This is a genomic window from Variovorax sp. MSC1_012 (assembly GCF_023667525.1).
In the GTDB taxonomy this organism is placed as follows: Bacteria; Pseudomonadota; Gammaproteobacteria; order Burkholderiales; family Burkholderiaceae_C; genus Variovorax; species Variovorax beijingensis_B.
This window is the reverse complement of sequence record NZ_CM174443.1, coordinates 3,634,955-3,650,076: the sequence shown is the minus strand read 5'-3', so window position 1 is coordinate 3,650,076 and position 15,122 is coordinate 3,634,955. Positions and strand designations below refer to the sequence as shown.

Annotated in this window: 11 protein-coding genes and 1 pseudogene; 8 read left to right on the top strand and 4 right to left on the bottom strand. The window is 58.5% G+C overall.

The window, feature by feature from the left end:
- Nucleotides 1-41 precede the first annotated feature (41 nt).
- The 5 genes from L1081_RS17180 (at nt 42) to L1081_RS17160 (ending at nt 6,715) form a co-directional block, all read left to right on the top strand.
- Nucleotides 42-1,400 carry an Eco57I restriction-modification methylase domain-containing protein gene (locus L1081_RS17180; RefSeq protein ID WP_489413258.1) on the top strand — a complete coding sequence of 453 codons (1,359 nt, stop codon included), beginning with the start codon at nt 42-44 and terminating at the stop codon, nt 1,398-1,400.
- Complete coding sequence (locus tag L1081_RS17175; protein ID WP_489413257.1) at nt 1,397-3,673, top strand: ATP-binding protein; 2,277 nt, start codon at nt 1,397-1,399, stop codon at nt 3,671-3,673. The genes L1081_RS17180 and L1081_RS17175 overlap by 4 nt, the downstream gene beginning before the upstream one ends.
- Nucleotides 3,670-4,767 (top strand): hypothetical protein, encoded by a 1,098-nt coding sequence (locus L1081_RS17170; RefSeq protein ID WP_489413256.1) that lies wholly within the window; start codon nt 3,670-3,672, stop codon nt 4,765-4,767. Before L1081_RS17175 ends, L1081_RS17170 begins: the two co-directional genes overlap by 4 nt.
- 5 nt (nt 4,768-4,772) lie before the next feature.
- Nucleotides 4,773-5,483: a hypothetical protein gene (locus L1081_RS17165; protein WP_489413255.1), complete on the top strand. Its 711-nt coding sequence runs from the start codon at nt 4,773-4,775 to the stop codon at nt 5,481-5,483.
- A gap of 266 nt (nt 5,484-5,749) precedes the next feature.
- Nucleotides 5,750-6,715 carry a hypothetical protein gene (locus L1081_RS17160; protein ID WP_489413254.1) on the top strand — a complete coding sequence of 322 codons (966 nt, stop codon included), beginning with the start codon at nt 5,750-5,752 and terminating at the stop codon, nt 6,713-6,715.
- A 126-nt stretch (nt 6,716-6,841) separates the two neighbouring features.
- Here the strand turns inward: L1081_RS17160 and relB are convergent, their stop codons facing one another.
- On the bottom strand, nt 6,842-7,087 hold the full coding sequence (relB, locus tag L1081_RS17155) for a type II toxin-antitoxin system RelB family anti-toxin (protein ID WP_489416806.1): 246 nt from the start codon (nt 7,085-7,087) through the stop codon (nt 6,842-6,844).
- Nucleotides 7,088-7,363: 276 nt separating this feature from the next.
- Here relB and L1081_RS17150 point away from each other — a divergent pair, with 276 nt between their 5' ends.
- Entirely contained in the window at nt 7,364-7,885 is a 522-nt protein-coding gene (locus L1081_RS17150) for a cupin domain-containing protein (protein ID WP_489416805.1), read from the top strand.
- Nucleotides 7,886-8,068: 183 nt separating this feature from the next.
- Here the strand turns inward: L1081_RS17150 and tnpC are convergent.
- From tnpC to L1081_RS17135, 3 genes and pseudogenes are all read right to left on the bottom strand, one after another.
- Nucleotides 8,069-9,469, bottom strand: a pseudogene (gene tnpC / locus L1081_RS17145) (IS66 family transposase); the annotation flags it as partial.
- 24 nt (nt 9,470-9,493) lie between these two features.
- Complete coding sequence (gene tnpB / locus L1081_RS17140) at nt 9,494-9,844, bottom strand: IS66 family insertion sequence element accessory protein TnpB (RefSeq protein WP_489413253.1); 351 nt, start codon at nt 9,842-9,844, stop codon at nt 9,494-9,496.
- Nucleotides 9,820-10,299, bottom strand: a complete 480-nt coding sequence (locus tag L1081_RS17135) for a transposase (RefSeq protein ID WP_489413252.1) — start codon at nt 10,297-10,299, stop codon at nt 9,820-9,822. Before L1081_RS17135 ends, tnpB begins: the two co-directional genes overlap by 25 nt.
- 742 nt (nt 10,300-11,041) lie before the next feature.
- Here L1081_RS17135 and L1081_RS17130 point away from each other — a divergent pair.
- Nucleotides 11,042-12,466 (top strand): P-loop ATPase, Sll1717 family, encoded by a 1,425-nt coding sequence (locus tag L1081_RS17130; protein WP_489413251.1) that lies wholly within the window; start codon nt 11,042-11,044, stop codon nt 12,464-12,466.
- 136 nt (nt 12,467-12,602) lie between these two features.
- On the top strand, nt 12,603-13,649 hold the full coding sequence (locus tag L1081_RS17125; RefSeq protein WP_489413250.1) for a RelA/SpoT-related domain-containing protein: 1,047 nt from the start codon (nt 12,603-12,605) through the stop codon (nt 13,647-13,649).
- The last annotated feature ends 1,473 nt before the right edge of the window (nt 13,650-15,122 follow it).

Here is a 15,122-nt window from a genome sequence, read left to right as displayed (position 1 = left end):
ACTCAGAACCTAGGACTGAAGCCGATGGTTGCCAACAAAGAATGACCGAACCTGCACCGCGCTTCCGAGCAGTCGATGACGCGCTTTCCGCACTGGGCGGCTCCACGATTGCAACGCTCTACCTCGACCGCTGTCAGGTGGACACGCCGCATCCGCTCGTCAAGAAGGTCTGGGACGTTGTCGCCAAGAGCCGGGCCCACATCGGCAAGGTTGTGGATTTCGGCGCCGGAGACGCGCGCTTTGCGCGATATGGGATCTACGACTCGTACGTGGGTTACGAGATCGATCCGTCGCGTTGCTCGCTGAAGGATCTGCCGGGTCACGCGGAGATCGTCAACGCCTGCGCGTTCTCGGAGGACATGCATGACGCCGACTTGTGCATTGGGAATCCACCCTATGTCCGAAACCAGGACTTGCCGGAAGGTTGGCGCCAGCAGGCGGCGGCAACCGTGGAGCGCCGCACTGGTGTGAAGATCTCTGGCTTGGCTAACGCTTGGCAGTACTTCTTTCTGCTTTCGTTGGCCAGCACCTGCGACGAAGGCTTGGTCGCTCTGGTGATCCCCTATGAGTGGGTTTCCCGCCCTTCCTCGGCGACTTTGCGTGATTACATCCGCGCCCAGGGTTGGGGTGTCAGCGTGTACCGCATGCATGACAAGACGTTCGACGGTGTGCTGACCACCTCGTCAATCACGGTGATCGACAAGGCGGCCGACAAAGGGACCTGGCGTTATTTCCGCGAGAACGATGACGGGCGTTTTTCCCCGATGAAGTCCGCGTCCGGTGGTCGGCTCAAGCTGCTGGCGTACGAACGCAATGACGGTGCGCAGATTGCGGCCAAGCGTGGTCTCAGCCCGGGCACCCAGGAATACTTGACCCTCACTGAGGGCGAGCGCGCCCGGTGCGGACTCAAGCGCAACGACGACGTCGTGCCGTGCGTGACCAGCCTGCGGATGGTCGACGATGACACGAGGGCGCTAACCGAGACCACTTTTCAGGCGCAATTCGTGGCCTCAGGCCGCAAGTGCTGGCTGGTGCGCACCGACAAGACCCCAGGAGCGCGCCTTCAGCGCTACCTGGACAGCGTCCCGGAAGAGGGCCGCCAGACCAGCACCTGCACGGGACGTTCGGTCTGGTGGAAGTTTTCCATGCCGGCTGTGCCTGCTTTGCTGATGGCGACCGGTTTTCGAAGCCGACCCAAGGTGATGATCAACGAGGTCGGCGCCATCGCTGTGGGCGGCGTCTGCGGCATCCACGGCGCCTCGTTGCAAAAAGCCAAAAAGATCGCCGAAGCGCTGCGCAGCGAGGACTACGATGGCCGCGTCGTGTCACACTCCAACGGCTTGCTCAAGCTTGAGATAAATCAGATCAACGCGCTGCTCAGCTCCCTAACCGACAAGTGAACAAACGCTCGGCACCACCTGCGGCTTCCACACCGATCCTGGAGTCGGGCGAAGAGGCTTTCACCATCGAGAGCCGCATCATCCGCGAGTTCGGCGAGCGACTGGTCAAGCACCCTGAAGTTGCGCTACTCGAGTTGATCAAAAACGGGTACGACGCCGATGCGCGGACTTGCACCGTCGATCACGACTATCCCGATCATCTCACCGTGACCGACACCGGCCATGGCATGACGCTCGAGGAGTTTCAAAACGGCTGGATGCGCATCGGGACGAGCTCGAAGGAGTCGAAGTCGACCAGTCGCGCGTTCAATCGCTCGATCTCGGGCGAAAAGGGAATCGGGCGGTTTGCCGTGCGGTACCTCGGTCGCCATCTGGTGCTCGAGACGACGGCTTTCGACAAGAAGCGCAAGCGCAAGACGACATTGCAAGCCAACTTCAATTGGCCGCAGTTCGACCGCAATGAGGATTTGGGGACGGTGAAAGTGCCGTACCAATTGGTCGAGGCGAAAGCTGACACCCCGCTAGGCACTGTTTTGCGAGTGACCCAGTTGCGCGCGAGCACTGAAAAGATTGATTTTCGGCAGGTGCTTACTGCCTCGCTGGGGCTGCTGTCGCCGTATCAAGCGCTGCTTCGCAAGCTGGATGATGACGACCAAGAGGATTTGCCCGCGGCCCCAAGCAACAACGCGACAACAGAGGATCCCGGGTTTAACCTGGTGATCAACTCAGCCGGATTCGAAGACAAGGCCTCGGTGGCGAATGCCATCTTGAAGAATTTCGTTTTCCGCTGCGTCGTCTCGGTCGAGGGTGGGCGTCTCGCCTTGCGGCTCTATAGACGCGGCGAGAAGAAACCGTGGCTGAGAGTGAACGACCGGTTTGAGAATCTGGTTGGACGTGTCTACGCGGACATCCGCTTCTTCCCGGCTCGAAAGGGCACGTTTTCTGGCATGCCCGTCGATGGCCGAGAGGCGCGCACCTGGGTGAAAAACCACGCCGGCGTCGCCGTGTTCGATAGGGACTTTCGCGTGCTGCCATACGGGACGGCGGGTGACGATTGGCTTGCTCTGTCCGCGGACACCGCGCGCAACCAGCGAAACCCCCAGTCGAGCGTGGCCCAGCGTCACTTCCCCATGGACGAGGCGACGAGGAAGTCGACGCAGCTGAACTACATGTTGCGTCTGCCGTATCCGAGTCAACTCGTGGGCGCGGTGCAGGTCTTCGGCGTCCGTAGCAAGGATCAAGACGGGGATGAAGGCTTGCTTGCCACGGCAGACCGTCAGGGATTCGTCGAAAACGAGGCCTACAAGCAACTGGTCGACATCGTGCGCGGGGCTGCTGAGGTGATGGCGTATGCCGACCGGGAACTTCAGCTTGAGGAAGAAGAGCGCGAGACCGCTGAGGCTGCAAAGACGGCACACGAAGAGACGCAAGAGGCGATAGCGCAGATTCGCTTGAATGCGAACCTGACCACGTCTGAAAAGGCCTCGCTCGTCAAGCGCCTCGCGCTCGCCCAAGAGGCCTCGGAGAGACACGGCAACTTAGCGCGAAGCCGGGACGCGGCTCTCGAAGTAATGAGCTTGCTGGGCGTTGTGGCGGGGTTCATGACGCATGAATTCGGGACTGCGATTAACCAGCTCGAACGTTCGCACGCGATTTTGGCCAAGCTGGCCAAAAACAACGCGGCGCTAGCCAAGGAAGCCACAGCCATTCACGCGCACATCGCGGTTTTGAAGGACTTCGTCGCCTACTCGCAGGGGTACGTGAAAGGCACGTCCATCGTGCCCGACAAAGCGCTTCCCGCGAAGCCGCGCATCAAGCAGGTGCTTCGCGTCTTTGGCAAGTACGCCAGCGACCGTCAGATCGAAATTTCTGAGGACGTGGGAGCCGACGTTCGAATCCCACGAGTGCCCATCTCGCTTTATAGCGGGATCGTGTTGAACCTGTACACCAACGCACTGAAAGCGGTGACGGCGCGAGCTGGCGCCGAGCATCAGGAAATCGCGGTGCGCGCCTGGAACGAAAAGGGCTTCCATCGGTTGCAAGTGTCCGATACCGGCGTGGGTATTCCCAGCGCGCTTCAGGAGCGCATCTTTGACCCCCTGTTCACGACGACTGATAGCAATCGAGATCCTCTAGGTTCGGGAATGGGGCTGGGCTTGACGCTCGTGCGCAGGGGGGCCAAGGCGTTCGGCGGATCGGTGCAGCTAGTCAAACCGCCGCCAGGTTTTTCGACCTGCTTCGAGGTGAAATTCCCCATGACGGAGGATGAATGACGCGCACGATTTTGCTCATCGACGACAAGGAAGACTTCCTTGGCGAACTCGAGGCGGAGCTGAAGTCCCGCCTCAAGGACGAGGCCTTGCTCTTGACCTGGGTGCCACGAAAGGCCGACCTTCCGTCTCAGCGCTTCGAGCAGTTGCTCAATGACAACGACATTCGACTCGTCGTGACCGACTACGACCTGACCGAGCAGGGGCAGCTGGGGTTCTTCGGCGCGACCGTGGTGGACTGGTGCCAAAACCGAGGCATTCCAGTCGGCGATTTCTCTCGCGGCAACGCAAGCTCGCTTGCCCAAGAGCCAAACCTGTTCGAGCTGCGCGTTCCCGTTGAATCGAACGATGCAGCTGCTGATTACGTTGCGGCGGTGTTTCGCGGCTTCACGGCCATTCGGCAGGCCATCGATGCAGACGACACCCTCCTGAGCCAGCGCAGCCCTGCAGCAGCCTTGGCACTCATGTTGGGTGCCAAGGGGCTGGAAAGCCAATTTTCCCAATACGGCATCAGGTATGGCGGCGCCAACAGCTCGCTGATCGACCGCGTCTCCGAGACTGCTCCGGAGCATTTGAAGCCGGCAAAAGAAAAGAAGGCAGCGCTTCTCACCTACATCATGGGTCACCTGCTGCGCAACGCCGTCCTGCGCTTTCCGGGACCGATCATGACTGGCGAGGCACTGGCTGCTTATTTGGCTGTTGATCGCGCTGATGAGTCAAAGTATCTCCCAGCCTTCGCGTCTACACGTTACGCAGGTCCTTTTGCGGAGCTGGATGACTATTACTGGACGAGGCAGGTCGACGAGGTGCTTTCCAGCTACGACAATCTAGTTCCAGAAAATGACGAGTTCGTGAGCACTGGCGCGTACAACCGCGCGCGCATCGAAGCCGGGCTGAGCGTGAAGTTGACGCTCTCGACTGTTTGCAAAAGGTGCGACGGAAGTGAGGGCGGGTTTCTGTGCCCCTTCACGCACCGGACGGTCTGCCAGCGACCGGACTGCTCGGTCGTGTCGAACGTGTGGATCCCTGCGGGTGCGCGCCTATCGCGGTTCGAGCGCGATTTCTACGACGAGTGGGCTCCGATACTGGGAATGTGATGGGCATGAATTCAGTAGAGATCCAGGCCAAGCGGCTTCTGGTCGATCAGTGGAGCAACGTGGTCACGCAGCTCGGGCGCCTGAACTTGCCTGATACGCGGCCAATCGACGGGCACCAGATCTTCGCGTTGATCGACTATCCCAAGGTCGACGGGCAATTAGCATTCACGGTCAACCCCGTAACTTTCAACGTCCCCGAACGGGCAGATGGTTCAGCGGACATGTACATCACCGTCAAGGGGCGCATCTACCTCGATGAAGCGGCGGTGCGTACGTCACGCAACCTGATGACCGTCAGCTTTGGGACGGAGGTCGCCTACTTCCGGATGCGACAAGGGAAGCTGAACCACGTGTACGGCGCGCATTACGACTTCTCGCTCAATGAGATCGGTCATCCGATTTTTCATGCTCAGATGAAAAGCTTTGTCGATCGCGGCAAGCTGGTTTCTGACACTTTCACGCTCGATTGCGAATCCGAGGACCACATCGCCAACATCCTGCGCACCGTCAGGGTGCCCACCGCGCAGATGGACTTCTTCGCGCTGGTGCTTCAGATCTGTGCCGATCACCTGATGAGCAAGAACTCAAGCGCTGAGCAACGCGAGGCGTTCGAGGATCTACGGAAGGCGAGTTATTCGATCCAGGGCGCCGGTCACTTGTGGGCCCAGTTGGCTGTGGCTCCGCCGTGCATGCGAACTCAGCATTGGTACCGCTAGCCACGCGTGCGGCCTCTGCTTGGTCGAGCCGCTGCAGGCCCTCTCCGCCTGCAAAAAGGCTGCGATCACTGCTGCCACATCCCGCTGACCATCGGGCAGGTCGAAGCGAAGCTGATCGGCAAGGCAGCCGGTCGATGGCCGGCGTTTCCCGCCCCTTCGGTTCGTGACCCCACCTTGAACGGGACTTTCTCGACGACGCGTTTCCCTGAAGCGCATCTATCGAGGGATAGTAGAACGCCCGACACAGTGATTAAGGAGGACAGGGAATGAATGAGTTCCACTCGATCGCCAGGACGTACTTCCGCCAAATCGAAGGCTGGCATCTTTATCGGACTGAGGGCGACAAGTTGCTCTGGCTCTGGACCGCGCTTGTTGCTCTGGGAGCGCTTTGCCTTGTGTGGCCGCTTTGGGATGCGATTCGCAAGAGTGAGTGGATCCAGTACGGGATCTGGCTTGGAATCGTCCTCGTCATCGAAGTGATCGTTCTTGCGATCACCTCGCGGATCTTGAAAAGGAAGAGCGCCGCATTGATCGCGGAAGTCAGCGAGCAGCACTCCGTCGTGATGAAGACTGAACAGGAGTGTCGCGCGTTCCTGTTGTCGAAACTGCTGGGCAGGCCAACAGATGAATTCTTCGCTGTGGCCAAGGAGATCAGCGATCTGCTGAAGATGCGCCAAGAGTTTCGCGCGCTGAATGAAAGCGAACCGGATCATTTCTGGAGGGCGGTCTACGATCGTGATTCGAAGCCAAGGTTGATCGCCGTGACGCTTGGCGCAATTACGCTGTTTACCGCTCTGACGATCCGGTCCATCCCGGAGGGGCCATCATTGTTTGATGTTCTGAACAATGAAGCTAGCCTAGACTTCGTGTGGAAGTTCGTTCTGCTCGGCGGTTCGATGTTCTTGCTGCTCGTGCTTGCACGCGTGGTGGGAACGAGCTTCTGGCATGTGGCGACGACTTGGTGGACCAAGTCGGTTTCTAGCAAGGAGAGTCGCACGGCACTGCGACACCTAGCGCGTGATCTTGTGCTGTATCACAAGCCCGTGGTCGCAAAGGATGGAGAGGACTCAACAGTGGGCGCAGCTGCCCAAGAGGTCCAGCATCACCGCTCTCCTGGCGAAGGTGGAGCGCCTGGCGACGTTCATCGGGCCGTTCAGCTTGCAGTGGTTTGTTCAGTGGTCCTTGTAGGTGTCCTTGGCGCCCGGCGCCTTCGAACCCAAAGGCAAGATTGATCTCCCTCGACTCTCGCAGCCCCATCGAATACCGACGAAGTCTCGGACTCGCGAAATGGAAACAGTCCAATTTTTATCCGCACCCCCCCTAGGTCAGAGGTCGAGGGAATCCGACAACCATGGTGTCTAGAGCCGCGCCTTGGCCGCTAAATCGGTTACGGAAACGCCAATGCCTGCGGCGATCCGAACAACGGTCATCACGCCAGGGTTTTGCATCCCTCTTTCGATACTGCTCATGTAAGAGCGATCGATGTGACTGCGATGCGCGAGTTCTTCTTGCGAGAGTCCGTGCGCTTTGCGCAATGCCTTGATGGCAGTACCCAGCGCCAACAGCGCTGGGTCGAGCGCGTGTTTGGGCGAGGCAATTGGCATGGACAAAATGCTCTCGCCTTGTGTACGATCGCACCACGGACGATCTTCCACATACCGGCCTTTCCTCCATATGTACTGCGTCGCCTCCAGACCGGTTCTCGCGCTCAAGCGCAGCTTCGTGGCTGTATGACTCGCAGACACGTCGCCTCACCTCTACCAACGGCTCGCCCTCTGCGGTTGCCGGTTTCGGTGACGCGTGTCCGCCCGAGGCAATCTGCCCCTGTCGTGCGAAGCCTGTCCGCGGCTCGCATCGGCGCGCAGGTGAGGGCGCTTCGCATGGCGGCCGAGGTGTCCGGCGGCGAACTGGCCAAGACCTCGGGGATTTCTGCTTCGATGCTTTCTCGCATCGAGCGCGGTCTGGTCTCGCCTTCGGTGGAGACCTTGGAGCGCCTGGCGAATGGTTTGGGTGTGCCGACGTCGCGCTTCTTCGGCGATCAGGCGCGCCGCACGGACTTCTGCCATGTGCGTGCAGGACATGGTGTCTTGGTCGATCGCATCGGCGCGGTGGCGGACTACCGCTACGAGCTGCTGGGTCACCTGCTGTCGGGCAACCTGTTCGTCGAGCCCTACCTGGTCACGTTGCTGCCCGGTGCCGATCCCTACGTGACCTTCCAGCACCCGGGCCTCAAGTTCCTGTACTTCCTGTCCGGGGAGGTCAGCTACCGCTATGGCGGCAGGACGGCGGAGGTGAGGGCAGGGGACTCGTTGCTGTTCGATGCAACCGCACTCCATGGGATCGAGGCCATTCAGACCCAGCCGGTCTCTTACCTGTCGGTGGTGTTCACGCTGCGAGAGTAGGCTGTTCTTGGCGGCCCTGCCGCGCTGCACGGGCGACGCGGATGCCCATTCGATGGTTTCCCCTGCGAATTCGCTACGTGCCGAATTCACCTCTCCGCCCATCGCTTTTTCTCGGTGTTCGGCATGCCGAACACCGAGAAGGTCTCGAACGGTAGCAACAGCGGAGGTCTTCTGCTTGATGGAGCCGACCACGAAGGGCCGGATCGCGTTCTCCACCGGGTTGGAGTCCAGCGGCCAAGCGCCGTTGTCCAGGAACCGCACGAGCTTGGGCCACTGCCCGTGCAGGTAGTGCAGTGCCTCGCCCAGCAGGCTCGACGGTGCAACACTGTGCAGGTGCGTCAGCAGCAGTCGCTCGATCTCGCGCACGACCGCGGCGCTGTAGCGCGAACGCAGCCGCAGCCGGCGCGCGGGCGCCCAGTCCCTGGCCAAGGCCTCCGCACGGTACAGCTTGCCAATCAGCCGCACGAATCGGGTCGCGATCTGATCCGGTGAGCGAGCCGCCTTCGGGGTGGCTTCCTCGGCCTTGATGAACGGCCTACGCGCGTGAACCCAGCACCCGAGATGCGTGAGGCCGCCGGCCTTCGCGATGCCGTTGTAGACCTCGTAGCCGTCGGTGATGAGCGTGGTGCCTGGGCGGATGCCGGCATACAGCTTCTCGGCGTGCACGGCGCCGCGCCCCGGCGCATAGGCGAACAGCCGTACCGGTGGGCCGGTGCCGTTCATTTGCGCCCACATAAAACTCTTCGTCTGTGCCTTGCGCCCAGGCTCCTTCAGTACCTGGACGTGGGTCTCGTCGCCATAGATCAGATCCGAGTCCAGCAAGTGATCGCGCAGCAGGTTGATGACCGGCTGCACGGCCTGGCCGATGCGCACGATGCCGGCAGCCAGCGTGTTGCTCGCGATGTCGCCGCCGAAGCGGCGCAGCAATACGGCCGTGCGGTACAGCGGCATGCCGAACTGGTACTTGCCGGTGATGACCCAGGCCTGGGCCTCTTCGGTGAGGAGGCCTCGCGGGATGATGCGCGCCGGCGCCGACGCCGGTGCAAGCTTCAGGCTCTGGTCGCAGCACGGACAGGCGTACTTGATGCGGTGGTGCTGCAGCACACGCACCTGCTCGGGGATGACATCCATCTGCTCGCTGACCTCGGCGCCGATCTCCACCAGCGCGTGCCCGTCATGGGCGCACACCCGCTCGGCCTCGGGCAGCTCGTGGCGCACGATCTCGCGCGGCAGCGCGGGGTCCAGCGGCTTGCGTCCACGCTTCTTGCGCTGGTGCCCGGCGACCGGCGTCGATTCCTCTTCGTCGATGTCTTCGACCTCGGCCTGCGGCGTCTGATCGGTGGGCGCGAGTGCCTCGGCCTCGTTCAGGAACAGGTCCTTCTGATCGGTGCCACGGGCTTCGCTCTTGGCGGCGAAGAGCTGGCGCTGCAGCGCCTTCAACCGCTCCAGTGCGAGGTCCCGCTCGGTGGTCGCTACCCGCAACGCGCCGGCCAGCGCATCGCGCTCGGCAATGAGCGCGGCGAGTTCTTCAGCGGTGATGGTGGCAGGGGCGGCTGGTGGCGACACGCCCGCTTGGATCGACATGCCCCATCATTGTTCCGTCAAACCTCAAGCCACGCTGGAATAGCGCAGACGGGAGTGGCGTTGCATCACCGCGATGTCGATGCCCTCGAGCAACCAGTGCAGTTGCTCGGGGGTCAGCGTAGGAACCGCCTCGGCCGAGGGCCAGATGAACCTGTCCTTCTCCAGGCGCTTGAGCAACAGCCAGAAGCCGTTGCGCTCCCAGCCCAGGATCTTCACCCGGTCGCGCCGGCGGTTGCTGAACACGTAGGCGCACGAGGCGAACGGGTCCAGGCCCAGGGCCTGCTCCACCAGCACCGCCAGACCGTTGATGCTCAGCCGGAAGTCCACCGGCTCGCGGTGCAGGTAGACCTTCAGCCCTTCGTCGAAGCGGAACATGGCAGTCGGCTCAACATCTGCACCAGCGTCGGCAATTCTTGCAAGCTCATCTCGCCCAGATCGAGCTGCACGCCGTTGGGCAGCCGCACCTGCAAACCGACCATCGGGATCGGTGCCGCTGCCAAGGGGCTGTCATCCGGGATCACCGCCACTGCCGTAGCAGGTGCGTGGGCCATCGCGGGCGCAGCCACTGCACACTCGCGATGAGGCAGATCTTGCTCACCCTCGACGTGTACAGCAACGAATGCTGCATCGTGCGTTCGCGCGATGTCACCTGTCGGCACCTGGGCACTTCGCCGCTGGTAAGCCGTGATCCACGTCCTCAGAAGGTTTGTGTTGACACCGTGCTCCATCGCCATGCGTGCCACCGACACTCCCGGCTTGAGGCAGGCAATGATCAATTCCTTCTTGGCAGCTTCGTCGTAGACGCCGCGACCGTCACTCTTGCGTCCCACAAACCAACCGGCTTCTCAACTCTGCGTACTGCTCTGTCATTTCTACATGTCCATGTTGCTCTACATGGACACGTAGCCTCACAGCTCATCATTCACTCAACAAGGGCGTGGTTAGTTGACCGCATACGATGGAGCCGTGAGCAAACGCGGCGGCCGTGTGGGCTCGCTCTGCGAGCGGAATGAATTTTCGGTTTCGGTGGCCGGGACGCGGCGAGCGCAGGACGACGTCGAAACTTCGAGGGCAAAGTCCTTATGCGGCTATGAGGGCAGGCCGCCATGCCAAAGCCAAAAGGAAAACGTCGATGCTTATGAAACGAAACTGGCCGTGCTGCTGCTGGCTATGCTGAGTGATGCGCCAGCAGTTCGCTGCCTTTGCCACCCGTGATCGGAACCAAGCCGCAAGCGACCCCGCCGCCGGTCAGCGTAGCGCGGATCCGCGGTTCTCGGAGACTTGGCTGCGCGAGGTCGATTCGTTGTTGAGCAGCGAGATGCCGTGGTGAGGTTCCTGCTCAGGTTCGAACTTCATTGAACGTGTCGCACGTACAAACCACATAGGACGCATCTCTTCCTAGCGCGCACTGACAGCGCGGCCGACAAAAGCAGGGCCTTCGGGCTCTCGTTGTGCGGGTTTCGTCCACACACTTCCACCGCAAAGTGTGCAACCATAAGCCGTTAGCAAGCGTAACGAAGCGCGCTTCCCCTGCCTTTATTTTTAATCTCAACGGACCTACAGGGATTATATATGCGAATTCTGGATGAAATTAAGGAATGGAAATTGGAGGCCAAATCCGAAAATACTGCGCGCTATTTTTATCATGTCGAAGAACTTAAGAATATCGCCAAAGGATCGGCTGCATATGTAATTGGGCGCAAAGGCACCGGGAAAACCGCAATTGCGGAGCATTTGCTGCGTGTCAAAGAATTTGACACATTCACGGAGAAGGTGACTTTCAAGAACTTTCCCTTCAACAGTTTGTATAAATTGGAAAATTCTTCTTACACGAATCCCAATCAATACATTACTTTTTGGAAATATCTTATCTACGGCCTCGTTTGCAAGATGATGGTGCGGAATGAGGCTGTGGATCTCGCTACGCGCCAAGTCTTAGAGAAAATTTATGCACCCCCTCCGCTGAAGGCGCTGGAAAAATGGATCTCACGTTGGACCGCAAGCGACTTTTCTTTGTCTATTTTTGGTAGTGGCGGAAAATTATCGCTTAAAGAAGAGTCATCTTCTTCACAAACATGGATTGAGCGTATAGATATACTTGAACAGGTAATCGCTGAAAATGCAGGAAGCTTCAAGTATTACGTGGTTTTCGATGAGCTAGACGAAGACTATAAAAACATGACGGACCCAGATCATTATCAGCAGTACACGGATCTAATTACCGGGCTTTTTAAAGCGGTCCAGGACGTCAAATCAGTCTTTAAGGAACAACGATCAAGCATCTTGCCGGTAGTCTTTCTTCGAGATGACATTTACGCCGTTTTGATGGACTCGGATAAGACCAAATGGGATGACTTTAAGATTGAGCTGGAATGGGACAAAGAACGTATTCGGCGGCTGCTTGCATTTAGACTAACAAGGGCTTCAAACGAGTCCGCAACAAAAATTTTTGGATTTGACCCCGCGTGGTTTCGAGTTTTTGCTCGACAGGAAATGGACTTGGGGCATGCTCATCATAGGAAAATACCCATTTTTGAATACATCGCTCGCAATACTCAGCAGCGCCCGCGGGATTACATAAAGTACATTCAGACCTGCGCGCTAGAGACTAGAACAGGCGATGTTATTTTCCCTAATACCGTCAAAAGGGTGAGCCGGGCATTTTCGACGCATCTAAGGAAGGAGATTATTGATGAGATACACAGCGTTGTCCCAGACATAACTGCGGTGCTTGGAATTATCTCTGAAATAAGAAAGCAAACCTTCTCAATCGAAGATTTTACTAGGGCATACGACCGACAAGTAGCCAAAGGGATATTGAAGGAAAAAGACGTTTCGTTCGTTTTAAACGTGCTTTTTAACTTCAGTGTGATTGGAAATCAACCAAGCCAAAAAAACAACACGGTGTTTAGGTATGAAAAAAAGGATTCGCAGCTGAATTTCCGAGAACCACTAGTAGTTCATCGAGGTCTATATAGTGCGCTGCAAATACTATAGGTCGCCGAAGTCTATCTATGGCCAGATGTGTTGAATGCATCTAGCGTCGGCTTGCAGGCAAACGGACTTCAAGTACAAGGTGGAGGATGCTCAGGACCTTTCGTCATCTTTGTCCGGCTGTGGATAGCTATCAATAATGTCAAACGCGAATATTCCTGCAATCGATGAAGTGGCTTCTTGGTATCGAGACGCTGAGCCACGCTTCAAAGCCTTGGCAGACATCGTCGCGGCCACGATAAATAGCCTGCTAAAAGAGCAACGCGTTGCGTATTTGGCGGTTTCTGCTCGTGTAAAAACTCTTGAAAGCATTTTGGAAAAGTTCTCGCGAAAGAGCTACGAGTCATATAAGGATCTAACCGATTTTTTGGGGGTGAGGGTAATCGTTTATTTGGACTCTGAAATTTCAACGGTTTGCCAGCTCTTGGAGAAGGCGTTTCAAGCTCACCCTGAATTGGGGGTTGATAAATCCGAAGAGCTTGCGGTGGATCAAATTGGCTACAGATCTGTGCATTATATATGCGATTTGGGAAGCAAACGCCTCGAATTGCCGGAATTGTCGCAATATAAGGGGCTGAAATTTGAGGTTCAAATTAGGACGGTGCTTCAGCACGCATGGGCAGAAATTGAACATGATCGAAGCTATAAGTTTTCTGGGGATCTTCCTCAGATTATGCGCCGCCGCCTGAACTTGCTGGCAGGTACTTTAGAGTTGGTTGATCGCGAATTTTCGACCCTCGCAAAAGATCTTGATGAGCATGTAAGGCAAGAAACTAAGAAGAAGCCAATTGAAGTAAATGATTCTCAAGAATTGAACCCAGAAGTAGTTAGTCGGTTTTTGAATTCTCTACCATTCGGTAAGAATGTGCAGTCTGAAGGAAAAAACTCCTCGCTGGCTTCGATGTTTGAAGAATTGACGAGTTTTGGGCTTTTGAATGTCGAAGATTTGCGAAAGATATTTTCTCCCGAATTCTTGGCGGAAGTGGCTATAGATTCCCCTGGGACAAAGGTCGGAATCTTGAGGCGAGCAATGATGTTCAATGATGTCGATAAATATTTTGCTCGGGCTTATAAAAAAAGCTTTAGTGGCTTGAGCAAGCAGACAAAGGATATGCTGCAGAGGAAATATGGAAAACAAAAATTGAATGAGATAGTAAATTTGCTCGCGCCAAAGAAAACAAGTTAAGAATGGCATTTGATGCGTGTTGGTGGGCGTCGTAGGCGCGCCCAATTTCGCGGCGTGACACGACTATTGCTATCGCTTCTGTTCCGTAAGGGCGCGGTGATCCCGTCTTGACGACGATCGATTGGCGCACTGCGGTTGACTGCCAGCGATGCGGCGCAAGTCTCCGACGCGACTGGCCGGATGCGTGGGCAGGCGCGCGAGGAATCGCTGAGGTATGCGTGCGGCGCGTGCCCGTTGAGCTTGGCCGACGGGATCAAGCTCCTGATGGCCGTGTGCGCCAGGACCTTCATGCGATTGGCACGCCGGTTGGCGAACAGGTGGGCCTGGTGCAGACGCGCGGCGCTGAAGACACGAACCACGCGCGCCGGTGCCGCTTCAGTGCCTGCACGCATGGCCACTGCCTTCGAGCACTTAAACGGAGTGCATCCACACTCGGCATAAAGATGAAATCACCCCGAGAATTCGGGCGGCATCGCGCTACCCAATAGCGGCTTGTGAACGGCGGTCAGGAACCGCGCTTATTCGGCGGCCAGACGGCGGTTTTGGACGAGACGTGCCGAAGCTCGGTTTGTCGTTGATGGGTTGATGCACGAGAGACGCCTGAGCAGGCCGCCCTGCAGGGCGGCCTGCTCAGGCGTTGGCGATCGTGGTGTCGTCGATGAGGCGCGAGCGAGCTCGGAAGGGCTGAGTCCAGCAGACCGCGAGGGGCAGACGGGACACGCGGACGTGGTGTAGAACCACGGCGTACCCCGAGTCATAGGCGGGCACGGCGTCGGCCCTGATCGCCTGGAAGCTTTAGCACCGAACGCCATGCCCTACACCGAGCCGAAGCTGCGGATGCAGCGCCAGTGTTGCATTGCCGGACATCCTCGTCCAGTGCGACGCGGCGCAGTTTGGGCGCCCTCGGGGGAGCTTCTCCGGAGGAGAGACGCGCCTGGCCGACCATCCTGCCCGCCTGTTCGTGTGTGCGCGTTGCCATGCGCAGGTGCTGCTGTGCAGCCGCTGCGATCGCGGCCAGCGGTATTGCGGCCGAGTCTGCTCCCGCGCGGCGCGCAGCGAGTCGCGGCGCGATGCCGCCGAGCGCTACCAGCGTAGCCTTGCCGGGCGCATCGCTCACGCTGCGCGTTCTCGCCGATAGCGACAGCGCCAACGCGAGGTCGCCCGGATCGCCTGTAGCGGCGATGTCGTGGACAGTGCCGTCATCAACTTCGTGACGCATCAGGGTTCCCCGATCACAGCCCTTGATGCTCCACTGCCCCTGAACGAGCAAGCCGCCGAAGTCTGCGTCGTCGCCAAGCCCACCCCGATCGCCCCGGCACGCTGCCAACACGGCTAGCTCAGTTCGAGCAGACGCGATATTGCGAATAGCCTGCGTCCTGAAATATGGGGCAGGATCACCAAGGCCTGCAGGCGTCTTGGAGGTCAAAAGAAAGGCGTGCAGGCGATGGCGCTTTCGAGCCGTGTTGCGGATCG

Excerpts from the sequence above, each read along its gene's own strand:
- L1081_RS17180 (WP_489413258.1), top strand. The coding sequence starts at position 42 with ATGACCGAACCTGCACCGCGCTTCCGAGCAGTCGATGACGCGCTTTCC.
- L1081_RS17170 (WP_489413256.1), top strand. The coding sequence starts at position 3,670 with ATGACGCGCACGATTTTGCTCATCGACGACAAGGAAGACTTCCTTGGC.
- L1081_RS17165 (WP_489413255.1), top strand. The coding sequence starts at position 4,773 with ATGAATTCAGTAGAGATCCAGGCCAAGCGGCTTCTGGTCGATCAGTGG.
- L1081_RS17160 (WP_489413254.1), top strand. The coding sequence starts at position 5,750 with ATGAATGAGTTCCACTCGATCGCCAGGACGTACTTCCGCCAAATCGAA.
- relB (WP_489416806.1), bottom strand. The coding sequence starts at position 7,087 with ATGCCAATTGCCTCGCCCAAACACGCGCTCGACCCAGCGCTGTTGGCG.
- L1081_RS17150 (WP_489416805.1), top strand. The coding sequence starts at position 7,364 with ATGGCGGCCGAGGTGTCCGGCGGCGAACTGGCCAAGACCTCGGGGATT.
- tnpB (WP_489413253.1), bottom strand. The coding sequence starts at position 9,844 with ATGTTCCGCTTCGACGAAGGGCTGAAGGTCTACCTGCACCGCGAGCCG.
- L1081_RS17130 (WP_489413251.1), top strand. The coding sequence starts at position 11,042 with ATGCGAATTCTGGATGAAATTAAGGAATGGAAATTGGAGGCCAAATCC.
- L1081_RS17125 (WP_489413250.1), top strand. The coding sequence starts at position 12,603 with ATGTCAAACGCGAATATTCCTGCAATCGATGAAGTGGCTTCTTGGTAT.